The organism is Microbacterium sp. HMWF026, assembly GCF_003061325.1.
GTDB lineage: Bacteria > Actinomycetota > Actinomycetes > Actinomycetales > Microbacteriaceae > Microbacterium > Microbacterium testaceum_E.
Window position 1 is genome coordinate 2,590 of sequence record NZ_QAJB01000390.1, and the last position, 15,574, is coordinate 18,163.

Here is a 15,574-nt window from a genome sequence, read left to right on the forward strand (position 1 = left end):
GCGATCGGCTACTGCTTCGGCGGGTCGTCGGTGCTCGAGCTGGCCCGCACCGGCGCCGACGTCGACGCCGTCGTCAGCTTCCACGGCGGCCTGCTGACTGGGCCCGAGGGCGAGGCGGCGCACATCACGGCGAAGGTCCTCGTGCTCCACGGCGCGGCCGACCCGGTCGCCCCCGACGACGCGATGCTCGCCTTCGAGAACGACCTGCGCACGGCACCCGCCGTGGACTGGCAGCTCGTCTCGTACGCGAACGCCATGCACGCGTTCACGCTTCCGGATGCCGATGCGCCCGAGCAGGGCGCGCTATTCGACGCCCGCGCCGAGCGGCGCAGCTGGGCGGCGATGAAGGCGTTCCTCACGGAGGTTCTCGGGTAGGGCGCGGGGCGCCGGCGCGGCCTCGCCTCCGCGTCGATCCTGGGGCGTGCGGGCGCGGGCGAGCGACGCCGCAGCTCGTCCGAGAGCTCCCGTGGTTTCGGCTGCCGGCCGGGAGCGGGCCCATCGCTCACGAGATCGATTCGGCGTGTTCTTTGCTGATGATGACTCCCGTGTCGCCCCCGCTGACCGCGAATGCGTCGCGGGCGAGACTCCAACTCGTCTCATCGATCTGCAGCGCGGTGCGGAGGTACGCGACGCTGAGGCGCTGGAGGGCGGCGACCCGGTCGGGGTCTTCGTCGGTGGTTTCGGCGACCTCGTATCCGACGATGCCCCCGAGGCTGTGCTCGGCGCCGAACAGGGTCAGCAGGTCGGTCGCTCCGGGGCTGTATTCGTAGACGTCGGTGAACCAGTCGGGTCCGCGGCGCGACATCTTCGACTGGTCACGATCGCCGGCGACGACGAGCGCGGGAGTGGTCAGTTCACGGAACGAGGGTCGCATGAAGGGGAAGTTCGCCTGCGCGAAGGGGTGAAGGTCGTCTCCGCCGATCCCCGTGGCGGCGAGAAGCACGCCCGCCGAGATGCGGTCGTCCGCAAGATCCGCACCGGTGAGGTGGCCGGTCTCATCGACGATGCGCGCACCGAGAAGGGACTGCGCGGTCTGCGCACCCCACGAGTGCCCGGCCACGGCGATCCGCGACCGGTCCGTCCGTCCGGTCAGACCCGGCACCGCCGCCTCGATGACGTCGAGCTGGTCCAGGATGCGCGTGACATCGGCGACTCGCTCCGTCCAGATGCGGGGGAACACGGGATGGTCGAAGCCGAACGCGTTCCGGCGGGAGTCGAGGTGCGTGGGCTGCACGACGACGAAGCCACGGGAAGCCCAGAAAGCCGTCAGAGGGGCGTAACCGTCGAGGTTCCACCCGTTGCCGTGCGAGAACACGACCACGGGGAGGTGGCCACCGCTCACCGGCGCGGAAACGCGGACCATCAGGGGTACCGGTCGCCCGGGAGCGGACAGGGTGACCGGAGCGACCGAGACGACGGGGGCGCCGGGGCCCACGATCGCGTCGAGAGCGGGAGGCAGGGGAGTGGGCATCGGGGGTCCTTTCGTGCGGCGCGTCTGGCATACTGATTCCGGAGCGCCGATCCGGAACGTTACGGAACGTTGTTCCGAAACGCAAGCCCGTCAAGAAAGAAGGTCGCTGTGAGCAGCACGCCTACCGGTCGCTCAGACGACAAGCGCTCCGTCGGGCGACCTCAGCAGGACCGCCAGGGATTGCTGGATGCGGCCGCCGAAGTCTTCGTGGCATCCGGCGTCAATGCGCCGGTTCGCGAGATAGCGGCGCGTGCAGGCGTGGGGATCGGGACCATCTACCGTCATTTCCCGACGCGTGCGGAATTGGTCGTCGCCGTGTACCGGCACCAAGTCGACGCCTGCGCGGAGGCCGGCCCGCGACTCCTGCGAGAGAGCGAGAATGCGGAGACGGCGCTTCGCGCGTGGGTGGCGATGTTCGTGGACTTCCTCGTCACGAAGCACGGGCTTGCGGATGCCCTGCGCGGTGACGGCACGGATCCGGGGGCGCTGCATCACTCCTTCGTCGACCGCCTCGTTCCGGTGTGCGGACTGCTCCTCGAAGCGGCCCAGGATGCCGAGGGGCACCGCGCCGAGACGCGGGACGTGAGTGGATACTCCCTCTTGAAGGGAATCGGGAACCTCTGCATCGGTGCAGCCGAAGACCCCCTCTACGACGCCGACGAACTCGTGCAGAGGCTCGTCACCGGCTTCCTTCGCCATCGTTCCTGAGGTCGTTCGGGCTGTGCTCGTCGCGCGCAGGTCGCTTCGGGCTAATGGCCGATAATGCACATTATGTCAGTTCACGTTTGACCGGGGCCGGCGACCGCCGGTCCGTTCCGCCCCTGTCGCGGCCTCTCGGGTTGCCGCGAGAATCGACACGTGAAGAGATTCGGCGTCGCATTCGTGGTCGTCGGCCTGCTGCTCGTCGACGTCGCCCTCGCCGTCGTCGTCCTCGAACTCTGCGAGAGCCTCGCGCTCGCGGCGACCGTCGGCCTCGCGACACCCGTAACGCTGCTGATCTGCGCCGTCGCTCTGCGCGGTGGCCGCTCAAGCCCGCCGCGCCGCCGCGACGGGTCGTGAACGACATCGTCGCAGCCCCTGAGGGTTTGCGTTGTTCGAACATCTGTTCGACAATGGCGGCATGGACGTTGAAGGCCCGCGCTGGCACCCCCAGCTGCTGGCGCGCGAAGAGCCGCCCGCGCACTGGGTCATGCGCGACGCGCGCCACGTTGTCGCCGGCACGATCGAGCTCCGCCGCACCGAGGACGGTCCGCGCTATCGGGTCGAGCACCGCGGCACCGTCATCGGGTGGGCGGCGACGCTGAAGGTCGCCACCGAGCGTCTGCATCGCGCGATTATCTCCGAAGCCGTGCCCGGCGGTGGCGTCAACGGGCGGTGAAGAGCGGCGGCGGGATGCCGCGGGGTCACTCCCCCGGCTCGACCCATTCCGAGGTCACGCCCAGCACCCGCGAACCGTCCAGGTCTCCCAGGGACAACCCGGCGAACCGCACCGCCGCCTCCGACGTCTGCCACCGGAACCTCGGGTTTGCGGTGGTGGCCGCCTCGACGACGGTCTTCGCGGCATCCTGCGCCGACTGCGCCGACGCGAACGACGTCGCCGCCCGATCCAGATAGGCCTGCTGCTGCACCGCGTACGGTCCGGCGGGGGCGCGATGCACCGAATCGGTGAACGACGAGGCGACGGCCGCGGGCTCCACGATGGCGACAGAGACGCCGAAGGGCGCGACGACCGGAGCGAGCGACTGCATCAGCCCCTCGACCGCGAACTTCGCGGCGCAGTACGCATCCGCGAAGGGCTGCCCCACCGCTCCCCCGACGCTGGTCACGGTGACGATGCGTCCACTCCCCCGCTCGCGCATGCCGGGCAGCACCAGGCGGGTCAGACGCGCGACCGAGAGGTAGTTCGTCTCGAGCTGCTCCTGCAGGTCGGCGTCGCTGAGCTGCTCGAGCGTGCCCACCGCGCCGCGGCCGGCGTTGTTCACGAGGATGTCGACCGGCCCGGCGTCGGCGATCAGCGCGGCCGCCGCCGCGGCATCCGTCACGTCCAGTGATCGGATGTCGAGGTCGACCCCCGCCTCCGCGGCCGCCGCGCGCAGGGCGTCGGCGCGGGAAGCGTTGCGAACCGTGGCGATCACCGTCACCCCCTGCCGGGCGAGTCCGATGGCCGTGTGCAGGCCGATGCCGCTGGAGGTGCCGGTGACGATCGCGAGAGTCATGCGCCCATTGTGCTCCCGCGAGCCATGCGTGCGGTGTGCGGGTCGTCCCCAGTTTCGGCTGCCAGGGTGGCGGGATGAGGGATGATCCCGCCGCACCGCCCGCCCGTTCGCGGCCGTACGTCATCAGTCCCCGAGTGCTTCTGGTCGCGGCCGCGTCGCTGGCGGTCTCTCTCGGCGTCCTGGGGATCGTGTTCGCAGTGCCCGCGCTGAGCGGCGGGACGCGCGAGGTCCTGATCGGCGGGTGGGACGACGTGGCGATCACGGTCGCGAGCGCAGTCGCTGCCACCGTGTCGATGCTCGTCCTGGTCCTCGCCGTCCGGGCGCCCCGGTGGTGGCTGGCGTTGTTCGTCCCCCTGCGGCTCGGTGCGACGGTGGCGGTCCTGGGAGCGCTGTTCGCGGCTCTGCTAACGGCGGGTGGGACCGTGACGCCCCTGGTGGCGGAGGGATGCCGCACCGGCTACGTCGTCGCGGAGCGCGCCTTCCTGTTCTCGGCCTCCGTTCGCGTCCTGCGGCCCGAGGGACTTGTGGCCGAGGAGGTCGCGTCGCTCTCGACGAACGACGGGCACACCCCGTTCCGAAGGGGCTCGTACATCGCGATCGCCGACGCGCAGACGGTCACGGTGTGGCACACCTTCGACAACGACCGCGAGCGGCTGACGACGGACGGCGAGCCGAACGCGGTCCTCCCCCGCATCGTTGATGCCGCGACGGCAGTATGCGGTGTACCCGGGGGTGGGGAGCCGGATGCGGCGCCGGCCACCCCTTCGGATCCCTCGGCGACGATGACGGGTGAGGGGCCCGCGCAGCGACCCGCGGGCGATACGCGGGCCGAGGTCTTGGCCATGGCGACGACCGCGCTGGACACCGCGGTCGGGCCCGCGACCGATTCCGCCGGCAGCCCGCTCGCCGTACCGAGCGCGACCGACCTGCCGTGCGACGGCACCACGGGACTCGACCTGTCCTTCGCGACGGCGGACAACGCCGCCTCCTACGCCGCGATCCTCGCCGTCTTCGACGCGGCCGGATACGCCGCCGATCGAGCGATGCAGGAGGACCTCCGTTTCAACGGGGTCGTGCGCCTCTCCGCCCGCGACCGCTCGAGCATCGACGGTTTGCTGCACCTGTCGCTGACCGCGGAATGCGTGCCTGGCTGAGTCGGCGCGGTCTCGTGCGGGGGATGCCGTCGACACGGCGTGACGGAACATGATCGCCGCGGCGTGCCGACAGCGGTGCGACAACGCGGAGGAGGCGTTCGGCCGGTGTCACGCGTGCGGCGTCAGCTCCACCCACCCGCCGCCGAACTTCGCGTGCCGGTCGTCGCCGGACGAGGTGCGGGTGAGGCGTCGACGCACCCACGGGCCCACGTGCTCGCGGTAGTACGCGGTGCCTTTCAGCCGCTCGGTCTCGGGGATCTCGCGTAGGTGCCACCACGGTGCCGGGGCGGTGAGACCGACGGACTCGATGACGCGGGCTGCGACGCGGTGGTGCCCCCGGGCGTTCATGTGCAGGCGGTCCACCGACCAGAACTCCCCGCCCGCCAGCTCGCGGTCGAACCAGTTGTACGCCGTGAGTACATCGGGCCGCTGCTCGAGGCGCTTCTCGACCGCGTGCGACAGGCGGTCACCGCGCGCTTCGATGAGCTTGCCGAGCGGCAGTCCCGCCGACGGATTGGCGCCCGACAGGACGATCAGCTGCACGCCCTCCTCGTCGCAGCGGCGCACGACATGATCGAACAGGTCGACGATGCGCTCGATGCCCGTCCGCGGACGCAGCATGTCATTGCCGCCGCCGTTGAACGACAGGTGGGTCGGTTTCAGCGCCAGCGCCGGCTCGAGCTGCTGCTCGACGATCGGCTGGATGAGCTTGCCGCGGATGGCGAGGTTCGCATACTCGATCGGCTCGCCCGCGGCATCCGCCCATCCCTGCGCCGCCAGGTCGGCCCAGCCGCGGACGGTGCCGTCGGGGAGCTCGTCGCCGACTCCCTCGGTGAACGAGTCGCCGATGGCGACGAAGCGCACGGATGCCATGCGTCGAGCCTACGCGCGGCGATAGGGGTCCTAGGTCAACGACCTACCGCGCTGCTCGCGCAGGAACAGTGCCGCCACGACGGCGACCGCGAAGAAGGCCGCGAACACCACGAACAGCAGGGGCGCTCCCCCGAACCCGAGCAGGGGCGGCACCGCGAGCGGGGCGAGGATCGACGCGATGCGGCCGACGCCCGCGGCCCAGCCCGCACCGGTCGCCCGCAGCGCCGTGGGGTACGTCTCGGGGGTCGCGGCGTAGAGAGCTCCCCACGCGCCCAGGTTGAAGAACGACAGCGCCATGCCCGCCGCGATCACGGCGACCTCGCCGGATGCCGTACCGAACAGCACCGCGGCCACCGCCGATCCCGCGAGGAACGTCGCGAGCGTCGCGCGTCGACCCCAGGCCTCGATCAGCCAAGCCGCGACGGCGTACCCCGGCAGCTGGGCCAGCGTGATGATCAGCGTGAAGCCGAAGGAGCGCACGAGGTCGTAGCCCTGGCTCACCAGGATCGTGGGGATCCAGATGAACGCCCCGTAGTACGAGAAGTTGACGCAGAACCACAGCACCCACAGGCTCGCCGTGCGCGCCCGCAGAACCGGGGCCCACAGAGCGCTCACGCGCGGACGAGGGGCGGGAGCGGATGCCGGGACCCCCTCGGTCGACGCCTCGAGAGCGATGCGCCCGGCGGCGGCTTCGAGGTCCCGCACGATCACGATGGCCTCGGCGTTGCGCCCGCGCGAGGCGAGCCACCGCGGCGACTCGGGAAGCCCCCACCGCACGACGAGCGCGTAGACCGCGGGGATCGCGCCGAGCGCGAAGGCCCACCGCCAGCCATCGGCCGAGGACGGCACGACGAGGAAGCCGATGAGCGCCGCCGCTGTCCACCCCACGGCCCAGAACGCCTCGAGGAACACGATCAGGCGACCGCGCATCCGGGCCGGGGCGAACTCGCTCACGTAGGTCGAGGCGACCGGCAATTCGGCGCCGAGACCGAGACCCACCACGAACCGCAGCACCAGTAGGGCCGCGAGACCCCCCACGAGTGCGCTTGCGCCCGTCGCGAGGCCGTACACCAGCAGCGTCAGCGCGAACACGTGACGTCGACCGAACCGGTCCGCGAGCAGCCCGCCCACGCTCGCCCCGATCGCCATGCCCGCGAACCCCGCCGACGCGATCCACGACGCCTCGGCCGGGGCCAGTCGCCACTGCACGCTCAGCGCGGCGATGACGAACGAGATGAGCCCGACGTCCATGGCATCCAGGGCCCAGCCCAATCCCGAGCCGCCCAGGATCCTGCCGTGCCGGCGGGTGAACGGCAGGGCGTCGAGGCGGTCGGACACGCGGACGGTGTCGGTGCGGGTGCTCACCGGGGTGTCACCGGATGCCGGCGAGGTCGCCGTCGGTGGGGACGTCGGCCAGCATCTCTTCGACGAGGGGACGCACCCGGGTGCCGTACAGCTCGATGCTCGACAGCAGGCGGTCGTGCGAGATCGACCCGCTCGCGATCTTCATCTGGAAGCGCGAGTTGCCGAGAGCGCGCACGGTCGCCGCGATCTTGCGGGCCACGGTCTCGGGCGAACCGACGTACATCGACCCCTCGGGACCGACATCGTGCTGGAAGCGCATGCGGTTGTACTCGGGCCAGCCGCGCTCGCGGCCGATGGTGTTGTTCAGTTCGGCGACGCCCTCGAACGCCTCGTCCCACGCCTGCTCGTCGGTCTCGGCGACGTGACCGGGGGAGTGCACCGAGATGGGCATCTGCGGTTTGCCGAGCTCGGCGAGCGAGCGGCGGTACAGGTCGGCGTAGGGGCGGAACCGCGCCGCCGACCCTCCGATGATCGCCAGGACGAGACCGTAGCCGTAGCGCGCAGTGCGCACGACCGACTCGGGCGAGCCGCCCACGCCGACCCAGGCTTTGAGGCCGTTCTCGGTCTTCGGGTACACGTCGGCGTCCGTCAGGGCGGCGCGGGTGCGTCCGGCCCACGTGACGGGCTTCTCGTCGAGCAGCAGCGAGAACAGCTCGAGCTTCTCTTCGAACAGCTGCTCGTAGTCGCTCAGGTCGTAGCCGAACAGCGGGAACGACTCGATGAACGACCCGCGCCCGAGGATGACCTCGGCACGGCCGTTCGAGACGGCGTCGAGCGTGGCGAAACGCTCGTACACGCGGACGGGGTCGTCGCTCGAGAGGACCGTCACGGCGGTGCCGAGGTGGATATTCTTCGTGCGGGCCGCCGCGGCGGCCAGCACGATCTCGGGGCTGGTCACCGCGAAGTCCTTGCGGTGGTGCTCCCCCACGCCGAAGAACGACAGGCCGACCTCGTCGGCGAGCACCGCCTGGTCGACGACGTTGCGGATGGTCTGGGCATCGCTCAGCAGCGTGCCGTCGGGGCCGCGCGAGATGTCTCCGAAGGTGTCGAGTCCGAGCTCGATGGTCTGATCAGCCATGGGGTCTCCTTGCATTCGGATGAATGAACTTTACGCGAGCCCCGGATATTCCCCCGCATCGGCACCCGCACACCCGGGGGCGCCGCTCGCGCGACGCCCCTGCGGTCTCAGACGGATGCCAGCGCGGCGCGCAGCGTGTCGAGTCCGACGCCACCGATGTCCAGCGCACGCGTGTGGAACTGCTTCATCGAGAAGTCGGCGCCCCGGCGCTCCTGCTCCTCGTCGCGCACCTGCTCCCAGATGCGCTGGCCGACCTTGTACGACGGCGCCTGCCCCGGCCAGCCGAGGTACCGGTTGACCTCGAATCGCACGAACTCCTCGCTCATGTTGACGTTCTTCAGCATGAACGCGAGGGCGTAGTCGTGGTCCCAGGTGCCGGTGCCGTCCAGGCGCGGCTTCTGCAGGTGCACGCCGATGTCGAGCACCACGCGTGCCGCGCGCATGCGCTGACCGTCCAGCATGCCGAGACGGTCGGCGGGGTCGTCGAGGTAGCCCAGCTGCTCCATCAGGCGCTCGGCGTACAGCGCCCACCCCTCGGCGTGACCGCTCGTACCCGCGAGCAGGCGGCGCCACGAGTTGAGCTCGGCGCGGTTGTAGACGGCCTGGGCGATCTGCAGGTGATGCCCCGGAACACCCTCGTGGTACACGGTGGTCAGCTCGCGCCAGGTGTCGAAGGTGTCGACGCCCTCGGGCACCGACCACCACATGCGGCCCGGGCGCGAGAAGTCGTCGGTGGGCCCGGTGTAGTAGATACCGCCCTCGTTGGTCGGCGCGATCATGCACTCGAGGCGGCGGATGGGCTCGGCGATGTCGAAGTGGGTGCGTCCAAGCTCTTCGACGGCCTTGTCGCTGGTGCGCTGCATCCATTCCTGCAGAGCCTGGGTGCCGCGGAGCTTGCGCGATTCGTCCTTCTCGAGGAATGCCACCGCCTCCTCGACGCTGGAGCCCGGGAGGATCTCGTTCGCGATCGCCTCCTGCTCGGCCACCATTCGCGAGAGCTCCTCGACGCCCCAGTCGTACGTCTCGTCGAGGTCGATCTCGGCGCCCAGGAACCGGCGGGAGTGCAGCGCGTACATCTCACGTCCGACGGCGTCGACGTCGCCCGCGGCGGGGGCGAGCTCGCTCGAGAGGAAGGCCGCGAGCCCGTCGTAGGCGAGACGGGCGGCGTTGGAGTTCTTGGCCAGGTCGCGGGCGAGGGATGCCGGCAACTGCCCCTCGTCGGGGGCGGCGTCGCCGACGAACTCGGCGAAGAAGCCCGTGTCCGAGGTGTAGCGGGCGATCTGCGTGACGACCTCGCTCACCTGCCGGCGGGCGGGGACGACGCCCTCGGCGATACCCTGGCGCAGGGTCTCGACGTATCCGTCGATCGCCGCGGGCAGCGCCTTCATGCGCTCCGCGATCGTCGCCCAGTCCTCGACCGTCGAGGTGGGCATGAGGTCGAAGGTCGAGCGGATGTCCTGCGCGGGCGAGGCGATGACGTTCAGGTCGCGCAGGTGGGTCTTGGCCTCGTGCTGCTCGATCATCAGGTCGAGCTCGCGCACGAGATCCATCTTGGTGACCGTGTCGATCGCGTCGACCGGCTCGGCGGCCTCGAGGGCGGCCTTGGTGGAGCGGGCGTCGCCGATCAGGGCTTCGGCGCCCTCGGGGCTGTAGTCGCCGAAGCGGCCGTTGTGCTCGAACCGGCCGATGTACGTCGCCAGCGTCGGCTCGCGCTCGGCCAGGGTGTCCACCCACGCGTCGGCGATCGTGTCGATCGGCGTGGGAGTGCGGGATGCGTCAGTCATCCTCCGAGCCTAGGCACCCCGCGGCGACGGCGCACCCCGCTCCCCCGCCGACGACGCGATCGGCCGGCTGGGGAGCAGTCGCGCGAGGCGACTCAGTGCCCGGCTTCGTCCCAGTCGCCGCCGCGACCGATCTGCACGTCGAGCGGAACGGACAGATCGGCCGCGTCGGCCATGCGCGCGCGGACGATCCGCTCGACGGCATCCCACTCGCCCGCCGCCACCTCAACGACGAGTTCGTCGTGGATCTGCAGCAGCACCCGCGAGCGCAGGTCGGCGGCGGCGAGCTCGTCGCGGATGCGGAACAACGCCACCTTCATGATGTCGGCGGCGCTGCCCTGGATGGGCGCGTTCAGAGCCGCGCGCTCGGCGTTCTCGCGCAGGACGCGGTTCATGCTCGTGAGGTCGGGGAACGGGCGGCGGCGACCGAAGATGGTCTCGGTGTAGCCGTCCTGGCGCGCCTGCTCGACCGAACCGCGCAGGTAGTCGCGCACCGCGCCGAACCGCGCGAAGTACTCGAGCATCAGCTTCTTGGCCTCGGACTGCTCGATGCGCAGCTGCTTGGACAGACCGAAGGCCGACAGGCCGTAGACCAGTCCGTACGACATCGCCTTGACCTTGGTGCGCATCGCGGGCGTGACGTCCTGCGGCTCGACGCCGAAGACGCGGGCGCCGACGAATCGGTGCAGGTCCTCGCCCGAGTTGAACGCCTCGATGAGCCCCGGGTCGCCCGAGAGATGCGCCATGATGCGCATCTCGATCTGCGAGTAATCGGCGGTCAGCAGCGTCTCGTACCCCTCGCCGACCTCGAACGCGGCGCGGATACGACGGCTCTCCTCGGTGCGGATCGGGATGTTCTGCAGGTTGGGGTCGGTGCTGGACAGACGACCGGTCTGGCTGCCGGTCTGCACGTACGTCGTGTGGATGCGACCGTCCGGCCCCGCCGCGGTGTCGAGCGCGTCGATGATCTGCTTGAGCTTGGTCGCCTCGCGGTGACGCAGCAGCAGGTCGAGGAACGGGTGGTCGGTGCTCTCTTGCAGGTCGGCGAGGGCGGCGGCATCCGTGGTGTAACCGCTCTTGGTCTTGCGGGTCTTGGGCAGCTGCAGTTCGTCGAACAGCACCTCTTGCAGCTGCTTGGGCGAACCGAGATTGACCTCGTGGCCGATCGCCGCGTACGCGTCGCGCGCGAGGGCGTCGGCGCGCGCACCGAGCTCGGCCGAGAAGCCCGACAGCTTCTCGTGCGACACCGCGACTCCGGCGAGCTCCATGTCGGCCAACGCCGTGAGCGTCGGCAGCTCGATGTCGTCGAGCACCGCGGCGACCGTGTCGGGCATCTCGGCGCGCTGCGCGTCGGCGACGCGCCGGGTGAACCACGACAGTTGCGCGGGAGTCGCCCCCTCGGTCTCGGGGACGAGCTGCGTCGGATCCGACACGGGAAGCTTCTCGTCGAGGGAGCGCTCGACCAGGTCGCCGAGCGTCTTGTCGGGGAAGCTCGGGCGCACGAGCCACCCGGCCAGGATCACGTCGAACGCCACGCCGCCCACCGCGACGCCCTCGCGCGCGAGCGCCTTGATCTGGGGCTTGGCATCGGCGAACACCTTGGGGGCATCGGATGCCAACCACCCGGCCAGGGCGTCACGCACGGCCGGGGACCACTCGGCCTCGACCGCGGCGTCGGCGCTCGCCAGGCCGATCGCCGTCGGCGTGGCTCCGGCGAGGGCGATCGTGACGCCGACCTCGGCCTTCTGATCGGCGGCCCAGGCGGCCAGCGCCGCGGCGTCGAGCCGCGCCGGGGCGGGCGCCTTCGCGGTGGGACGTGCCTCTTCGACCACGCCCCCGTCGGCGCCGAACGCGTCGAAGACGCGCGGCAGCAGCGTGCGGAACTCGAGCCGCGCGAAGATGTCGCGCACGGCCTGGCCGTCGAGCGGCTTGACCGCGAGGTCGCCGGGGCCGACGGGCAGCTCCACGTCGCGCAGCAGCCGGTTGAGCGCGCGGTTGCGCTTGACGGCGTCGAGGTGCTCGCGCAGGTTGTTGCCCACGACGCCGGTGATCTTGTCGGCGTTGTCGAGCAGCGCCTCGAGCGAGCCCCACTGCGTGAGCCACTTGACGGCGGTCTTCTCGCCGACCTTGGGCACGCCCGGCAGATTGTCGCTCGTCTCGCCGACCAATGCGGCGATCTCGGGGTACTGCGCCGGCGGGAGGCCGTACTTCTCGACCACGGCGTCGGTGTCGTAGCGCTTGAGCTGCGAAACGCCCTGCACGTTGGGATACAGCAGCGTGATGTCGTCGGTGACGAGCTGGATGGTGTCGCGATCGCCCGAGCAGACCAGCACCGTGAAGCCCTGCTGCTCGCCCTGGGTGGCGAGGGTGGCGAGGATGTCGTCGGCTTCGAAGTCCTCTTTCTTCAGGACGGGGACGCCCATCGCCTCGAGGCACTCCTGCAGCAGCGGGATCTGCCCCTTGAACTCGGCCGGCGACTCGCTGCGATTGGCCTTGTACTCGGTGTACTCGCGGGTGCGGAACGACTGCCGCGACGTGTCGAAGGCGACGGCGAGGTGGGTCGGCTTCTCGGCCTTGACGAGGTTGACGAACATCGACAGGAAGCCGTAGATGCCGTTGGTGTGCTGGCCGTCCTTCGTCGAGAAGTTGTCGACCGGCAGTGCGTAGAACGCCCGATAGGCCAGCGAGTGGCCGTCGACGACGAGGAGAGTAGGCTTTTCGGCATCCGTCACCCCTCCAGCCTAACGAGGACCACGGACACTCCCCCGGCCCCGGCTCCACGAAGGCGACGATGAGCTCCACGACCCCCGACACCACCAGCGGCCTCGACTGGGCGCGCGAGCGCGGTATGGGCGCCCTCGCCGAGAAGATGGGCATCGAGTGGGTCGAGTTCTCGGTCGAGCGCAGCGTCGCGACCATGCCCGTCGAGGGCAACACCCAACCGGTCGGCCTGCTGCACGGCGGTGCGTACGTCGTGCTCGGCGAGTCGCTCGGCTCGATGGCGGCGAACCTCTACGCCGGCGCCGGAAAGCTCGCCGTCGGCATCGACATCAACGCCACGCACACGCGTTCGGCGACATCGGGCATCGTCACGGGCGTGTGCACGCCGATCCACCTCGGCCGATCGCTCACGGTGCACGAGATCGCCGTGTCCGACGAGCAGGGCCGTCGGTGCTCGACGATCCGCATCACGAACATGATCAAGGACGCCCCCGCGGCCTGATCGCCGCCGGGCCCCGTGCCGCAACGACAACGGGATGCCACCGAAGTGGCATCCCGTTCTCGAAAGGCGCGGTGCTCAGCCCTTCTTGGGGGCGAGCTGCTCGATGATCGCCTTGGCGACGTCCTGCATGGTCAGGCGGCGGTCCATCGACGCCTTCTGGATCCAGCGGAAGGCCTCGGGCTCGCTCAGGCCCATCTTCTCGTTGAGCAGGCCCTTGGCCCGGTCGACGAGCTTGCGGGTCTCGAAGCGCTCGACCATGTCGGCGACCTCGGCCTCGAGCGTGATGATCTGCTCGTACCGGGCGAGGGCGATCTCGATCGCGGGGAGCAGGTCGTTCGGGGTGAACGGCTTGACGACGTACGCCAGGGCGCCGGCCTCGCTCGCGCGCTCCACGAGCTCCTTCTGGCTGAACGCGGTGAGCAGCACGACGGGGGCGATGTGGTTCTTGCTGAGCTTCTCGGCGGCGCTGATGCCGTCGAGCTGCGGCATCTTGACGTCCATGATCACCAGATCGGGGCGCAGCTCGGTGGCCAGCTGCACCGCCGTCTCGCCGTCGCCTGCTTCTCCCACGACGTCGAAGCCGTTGTCGCGGAGGATCTCGACGATGTCGAGGCGGATGAGCGACTCGTCCTCTGCGACGACGACGCGGCGCGGAGCAGTGGGCGCGGTGGCCGGAGCGGCTTCTTGATCAGTCACGAGACCATCCTAGAACGTGGATGAGCGCGTCCCCGGGAGAACGGGGATGCGAGAGGGCGTACCGGTGGTGGGACTCGAACCCACACGTCTTTCGACAGAGCATTTTGAGTGCCCCGCGTCTGCCATTCCGCCACACCGGCAAGTGTCGCAGTCCAGGTTACCCGCGCGCGGGCACGGTAGCCGCACGCGACGACGCGCGCCGGGCGGACCCGGCGCGCGTCGTGGGGGTTCAGGCCTCCTGGTAGCCCGGAGCCGCACCGTGGACGGCGTCACCCACGCGGTGCACGCGCAGGTCGTTCGTCGAGCCGGCGATTCCGGGAGGGGAACCGGAGATGACGACGACCTTGTCGCCGACCTTGGCCAGGTCGTTGGCGAGCAGGTAGTCGTCGACCTGCAGGAACATCTTGTCCGTGTGCGACACGTGCTCGACGAGGGTCGAGCGCACGCCCCACGTCAGCGCCAGGCGACGGCGGATGCCGGGCTCGGGCGTGAACGCGATCATCGGGATCGTCGAGCGCAGGCGCGACATGCGACGCGCCGAGTCGCCGGACTCGGTGAACACGCAGAGGTACTTGGCATCCACGAAGTCGGCGACCTCGACGGCGGCCAGCGTGATGGCGCCGCCCTGGGTGCGCGGCTTGTTGGTGAGCGGCGCGATGCGCTCCAGGCCGTGCTCCTCGGTGGACTCCACGATGCGCGCCATTGTCTCGACCACGACGACCGGGTAGGTGCCGACGCTGGTCTCGCCCGAGAGCATGACGGCGTCCGCGCCGTCGAGGACGGCGTTGGCGACGTCGGAGGTCTCGGCGCGGGTGGGCACCGGGTTGGTGATCATCGACTCGAGCATCTGCGTCGCGACGATGACGGGCTTGGCCATGCGACGGGCGAGCTCGACCGCGCGCTTCTGCACGATCGGCACGGCCTCCAGCGGCAGTTCGACGCCGAGGTCGCCGCGGGCGACCATGATGCCGTCGAACGCGTCGATGATCTCTTCGAGGTTGTCGACCGCCTGCGGCTTCTCGATCTTGGCGATGACGGGGACGTAGCGTCCCTCTTCGGCCATGATCTCGTGGACGCGCTCGATGTCCTTGGCGTCGCGCACGAACGACAGGGCGATCAGGTCGGCTCCGGCCTTGAGGCCCCAACGCAGATCGGACTCGTCCTTCTCGCTCAGGGCGGGGACGTTCACGGCGACACCGGGCAGGTTGATGCCCTTGTTGTTCGAGACCGGGCCGCCCACGATGACGCGGGTGGTGACGACGGTGCCGTCGGTCTCGACGACCTCGACGCGCACCTTGCCGTCGTCGATGAGCAGGAAGTCGCCGGGGCGGACGTCCTGGGGCAGGCCCTTGAACGTCGTGCCGACGATCTCCTTGGTGCCGAGGATCTCTTCGACGGTGATCTTGAAGATGTCGCCGGGCAGCAGGTCGTGGGGACCGTTCTCGAACTTGCCGAGGCGGATCTTGGGTCCCTGCAGGTCGACGAGGGCGGCGACCGGGCGACCGGCGTCCTCTGCGGCCTTGCGCACGTTGGCAAAGTTCGCGTCGTGCACGGAGTAGTCTCCGTGGCTCAGGTTCAGGCGGGCGACGTCCACTCCGGCGTCGATGATGGCGCGAACCATCTCATACGACGACGTAGCGGGCCCGAGTGTTGCGACGATCTTGGCGCGTCTCATCCGTTTTCAAGCTCCGTGAGGATTTTCGGGAAGTGGCCGATC

15 protein-coding genes and 1 tRNA gene are annotated in these 15,574 nt (G+C 70.1%); 6 read left to right on the forward strand and 10 right to left on the reverse strand.

The features are described 5' to 3' along the window. On the forward strand, window positions 1-375 hold a 375-nt coding region (locus tag DBR36_RS18550), incomplete at its 5' end, for a dienelactone hydrolase family protein (RefSeq protein ID WP_258222874.1). A 127-nt stretch (window positions 376-502) separates the two neighbouring features. Here DBR36_RS18550 and DBR36_RS14465 read toward each other — a convergent pair. Then, the gene (locus DBR36_RS14465) at window positions 503-1,471 is read right to left on the reverse strand and encodes an alpha/beta fold hydrolase (RefSeq protein ID WP_108320462.1); all 969 of its coding nucleotides are present in this window, start codon (window positions 1,469-1,471) and stop codon (window positions 503-505) included. A gap of 108 nt (window positions 1,472-1,579) precedes the next feature. Here DBR36_RS14465 and DBR36_RS14470 point away from each other — a divergent pair, with 108 nt between their 5' ends. The 3 genes from DBR36_RS14470 (at window position 1,580) to DBR36_RS14480 (ending at window position 2,849) form a co-directional block, all read left to right on the forward strand. Then, on the forward strand, window positions 1,580-2,179 hold the full coding sequence (locus DBR36_RS14470; RefSeq protein WP_108320463.1) for a TetR/AcrR family transcriptional regulator: 600 nt from the start codon (window positions 1,580-1,582) through the stop codon (window positions 2,177-2,179). Between the two features lie 150 nt (window positions 2,180-2,329). Then, window positions 2,330-2,530, forward strand: coding sequence for a hypothetical protein (locus DBR36_RS14475; protein ID WP_108320464.1), 201 nt, complete (start codon window positions 2,330-2,332; stop codon window positions 2,528-2,530). A gap of 31 nt (window positions 2,531-2,561) precedes the next feature. Then, window positions 2,562-2,849: a hypothetical protein gene (locus tag DBR36_RS14480; RefSeq protein WP_146185379.1), complete on the forward strand. Its 288-nt coding sequence runs from the start codon at window positions 2,562-2,564 to the stop codon at window positions 2,847-2,849. A 25-nt stretch (window positions 2,850-2,874) separates the two neighbouring features. Here DBR36_RS14480 and DBR36_RS14485 read toward each other — a convergent pair whose 3' ends face one another. After that, a complete protein-coding gene (locus tag DBR36_RS14485; RefSeq protein ID WP_108320466.1) occupies window positions 2,875-3,687 on the reverse strand; it encodes an SDR family NAD(P)-dependent oxidoreductase in 813 nt (270 codons plus the stop codon). A 74-nt stretch (window positions 3,688-3,761) separates the two neighbouring features. Here DBR36_RS14485 and DBR36_RS14490 point away from each other — a divergent pair, with 74 nt between their 5' ends. Next, window positions 3,762-4,841 (forward strand): hypothetical protein, encoded by a 1,080-nt coding sequence (locus DBR36_RS14490; RefSeq protein ID WP_146185380.1) that lies wholly within the window; start codon window positions 3,762-3,764, stop codon window positions 4,839-4,841. A gap of 108 nt (window positions 4,842-4,949) precedes the next feature. Here DBR36_RS14490 and DBR36_RS14495 read toward each other — a convergent pair whose 3' ends face one another. The 5 genes from DBR36_RS14495 to polA all read right to left on the reverse strand — a co-directional run bounded on the left by DBR36_RS14495 (window position 4,950) and on the right by polA (window position 12,670). Continuing rightward, on the reverse strand, window positions 4,950-5,714 hold the full coding sequence (locus DBR36_RS14495; protein WP_181373620.1) for an SGNH/GDSL hydrolase family protein: 765 nt from the start codon (window positions 5,712-5,714) through the stop codon (window positions 4,950-4,952). Window positions 5,715-5,744: 30 nt separating this feature from the next. After that, window positions 5,745-7,079, reverse strand: coding sequence for an MFS transporter (locus DBR36_RS14500; protein WP_108320468.1), 1,335 nt, complete (start codon window positions 7,077-7,079; stop codon window positions 5,745-5,747). Between the two features lie 7 nt (window positions 7,080-7,086). Continuing rightward, a complete protein-coding gene (locus DBR36_RS14505) occupies window positions 7,087-8,157 on the reverse strand; it encodes an LLM class flavin-dependent oxidoreductase (RefSeq protein WP_108320469.1) in 1,071 nt (356 codons plus the stop codon). Window positions 8,158-8,264: 107 nt separating this feature from the next. Further along, window positions 8,265-9,941: a DUF885 domain-containing protein gene (locus DBR36_RS14510; protein WP_108320470.1), complete on the reverse strand. Its 1,677-nt coding sequence runs from the start codon at window positions 9,939-9,941 to the stop codon at window positions 8,265-8,267. 92 nt (window positions 9,942-10,033) lie between these two features. Continuing rightward, on the reverse strand, window positions 10,034-12,670 hold the full coding sequence (gene polA / locus DBR36_RS14515; protein ID WP_108320471.1) for a DNA polymerase I: 2,637 nt from the start codon (window positions 12,668-12,670) through the stop codon (window positions 10,034-10,036). Between the two features lie 59 nt (window positions 12,671-12,729). On the opposite strand from polA, the gene DBR36_RS14520 reads away from it, so the two are divergent. Further along, window positions 12,730-13,161, forward strand: a complete 432-nt coding sequence (locus tag DBR36_RS14520) for a hotdog fold thioesterase (protein WP_108320472.1) — start codon at window positions 12,730-12,732, stop codon at window positions 13,159-13,161. 75 nt (window positions 13,162-13,236) lie between these two features. Here DBR36_RS14520 and DBR36_RS14525 read toward each other — a convergent pair whose 3' ends face one another. The 3 genes from DBR36_RS14525 to pyk form a co-directional block, all read right to left on the reverse strand. Further along, entirely contained in the window at window positions 13,237-13,857 is a 621-nt protein-coding gene (locus DBR36_RS14525) for an ANTAR domain-containing response regulator (protein WP_076675473.1), read from the reverse strand. A gap of 59 nt (window positions 13,858-13,916) precedes the next feature. Further along, a tRNA-Leu gene (locus tag DBR36_RS14530) sits at window positions 13,917-13,997 on the reverse strand. An 89-nt stretch (window positions 13,998-14,086) separates the two neighbouring features. Then, window positions 14,087-15,532: a pyruvate kinase gene (pyk, locus tag DBR36_RS14535; protein WP_108320473.1), complete on the reverse strand. Its 1,446-nt coding sequence runs from the start codon at window positions 15,530-15,532 to the stop codon at window positions 14,087-14,089. Between the last annotated feature and the right edge of the window lie 42 nt (window positions 15,533-15,574).

Excerpts from the sequence above, each read along its gene's own strand:
- DBR36_RS14465 (WP_108320462.1), bottom strand. The coding sequence starts at position 1,471 with ATGCCCACTCCCCTGCCTCCCGCTCTCGACGCGATCGTGGGCCCCGGC.
- DBR36_RS14485 (WP_108320466.1), bottom strand. The coding sequence starts at position 3,687 with ATGACTCTCGCGATCGTCACCGGCACCTCCAGCGGCATCGGCCTGCAC.
- DBR36_RS14490 (WP_146185380.1), top strand. The coding sequence starts at position 3,762 with ATGAGGGATGATCCCGCCGCACCGCCCGCCCGTTCGCGGCCGTACGTC.
- DBR36_RS14495 (WP_181373620.1), bottom strand. The coding sequence starts at position 5,714 with ATGGCATCCGTGCGCTTCGTCGCCATCGGCGACTCGTTCACCGAGGGA.
- DBR36_RS14505 (WP_108320469.1), bottom strand. The coding sequence starts at position 8,157 with ATGGCTGATCAGACCATCGAGCTCGGACTCGACACCTTCGGAGACATC.
- DBR36_RS14510 (WP_108320470.1), bottom strand. The coding sequence starts at position 9,941 with ATGACTGACGCATCCCGCACTCCCACGCCGATCGACACGATCGCCGAC.
- DBR36_RS14520 (WP_108320472.1), top strand. The coding sequence starts at position 12,730 with ATGAGCTCCACGACCCCCGACACCACCAGCGGCCTCGACTGGGCGCGC.
- pyk (WP_108320473.1), bottom strand. The coding sequence starts at position 15,532 with ATGAGACGCGCCAAGATCGTCGCAACACTCGGGCCCGCTACGTCGTCG.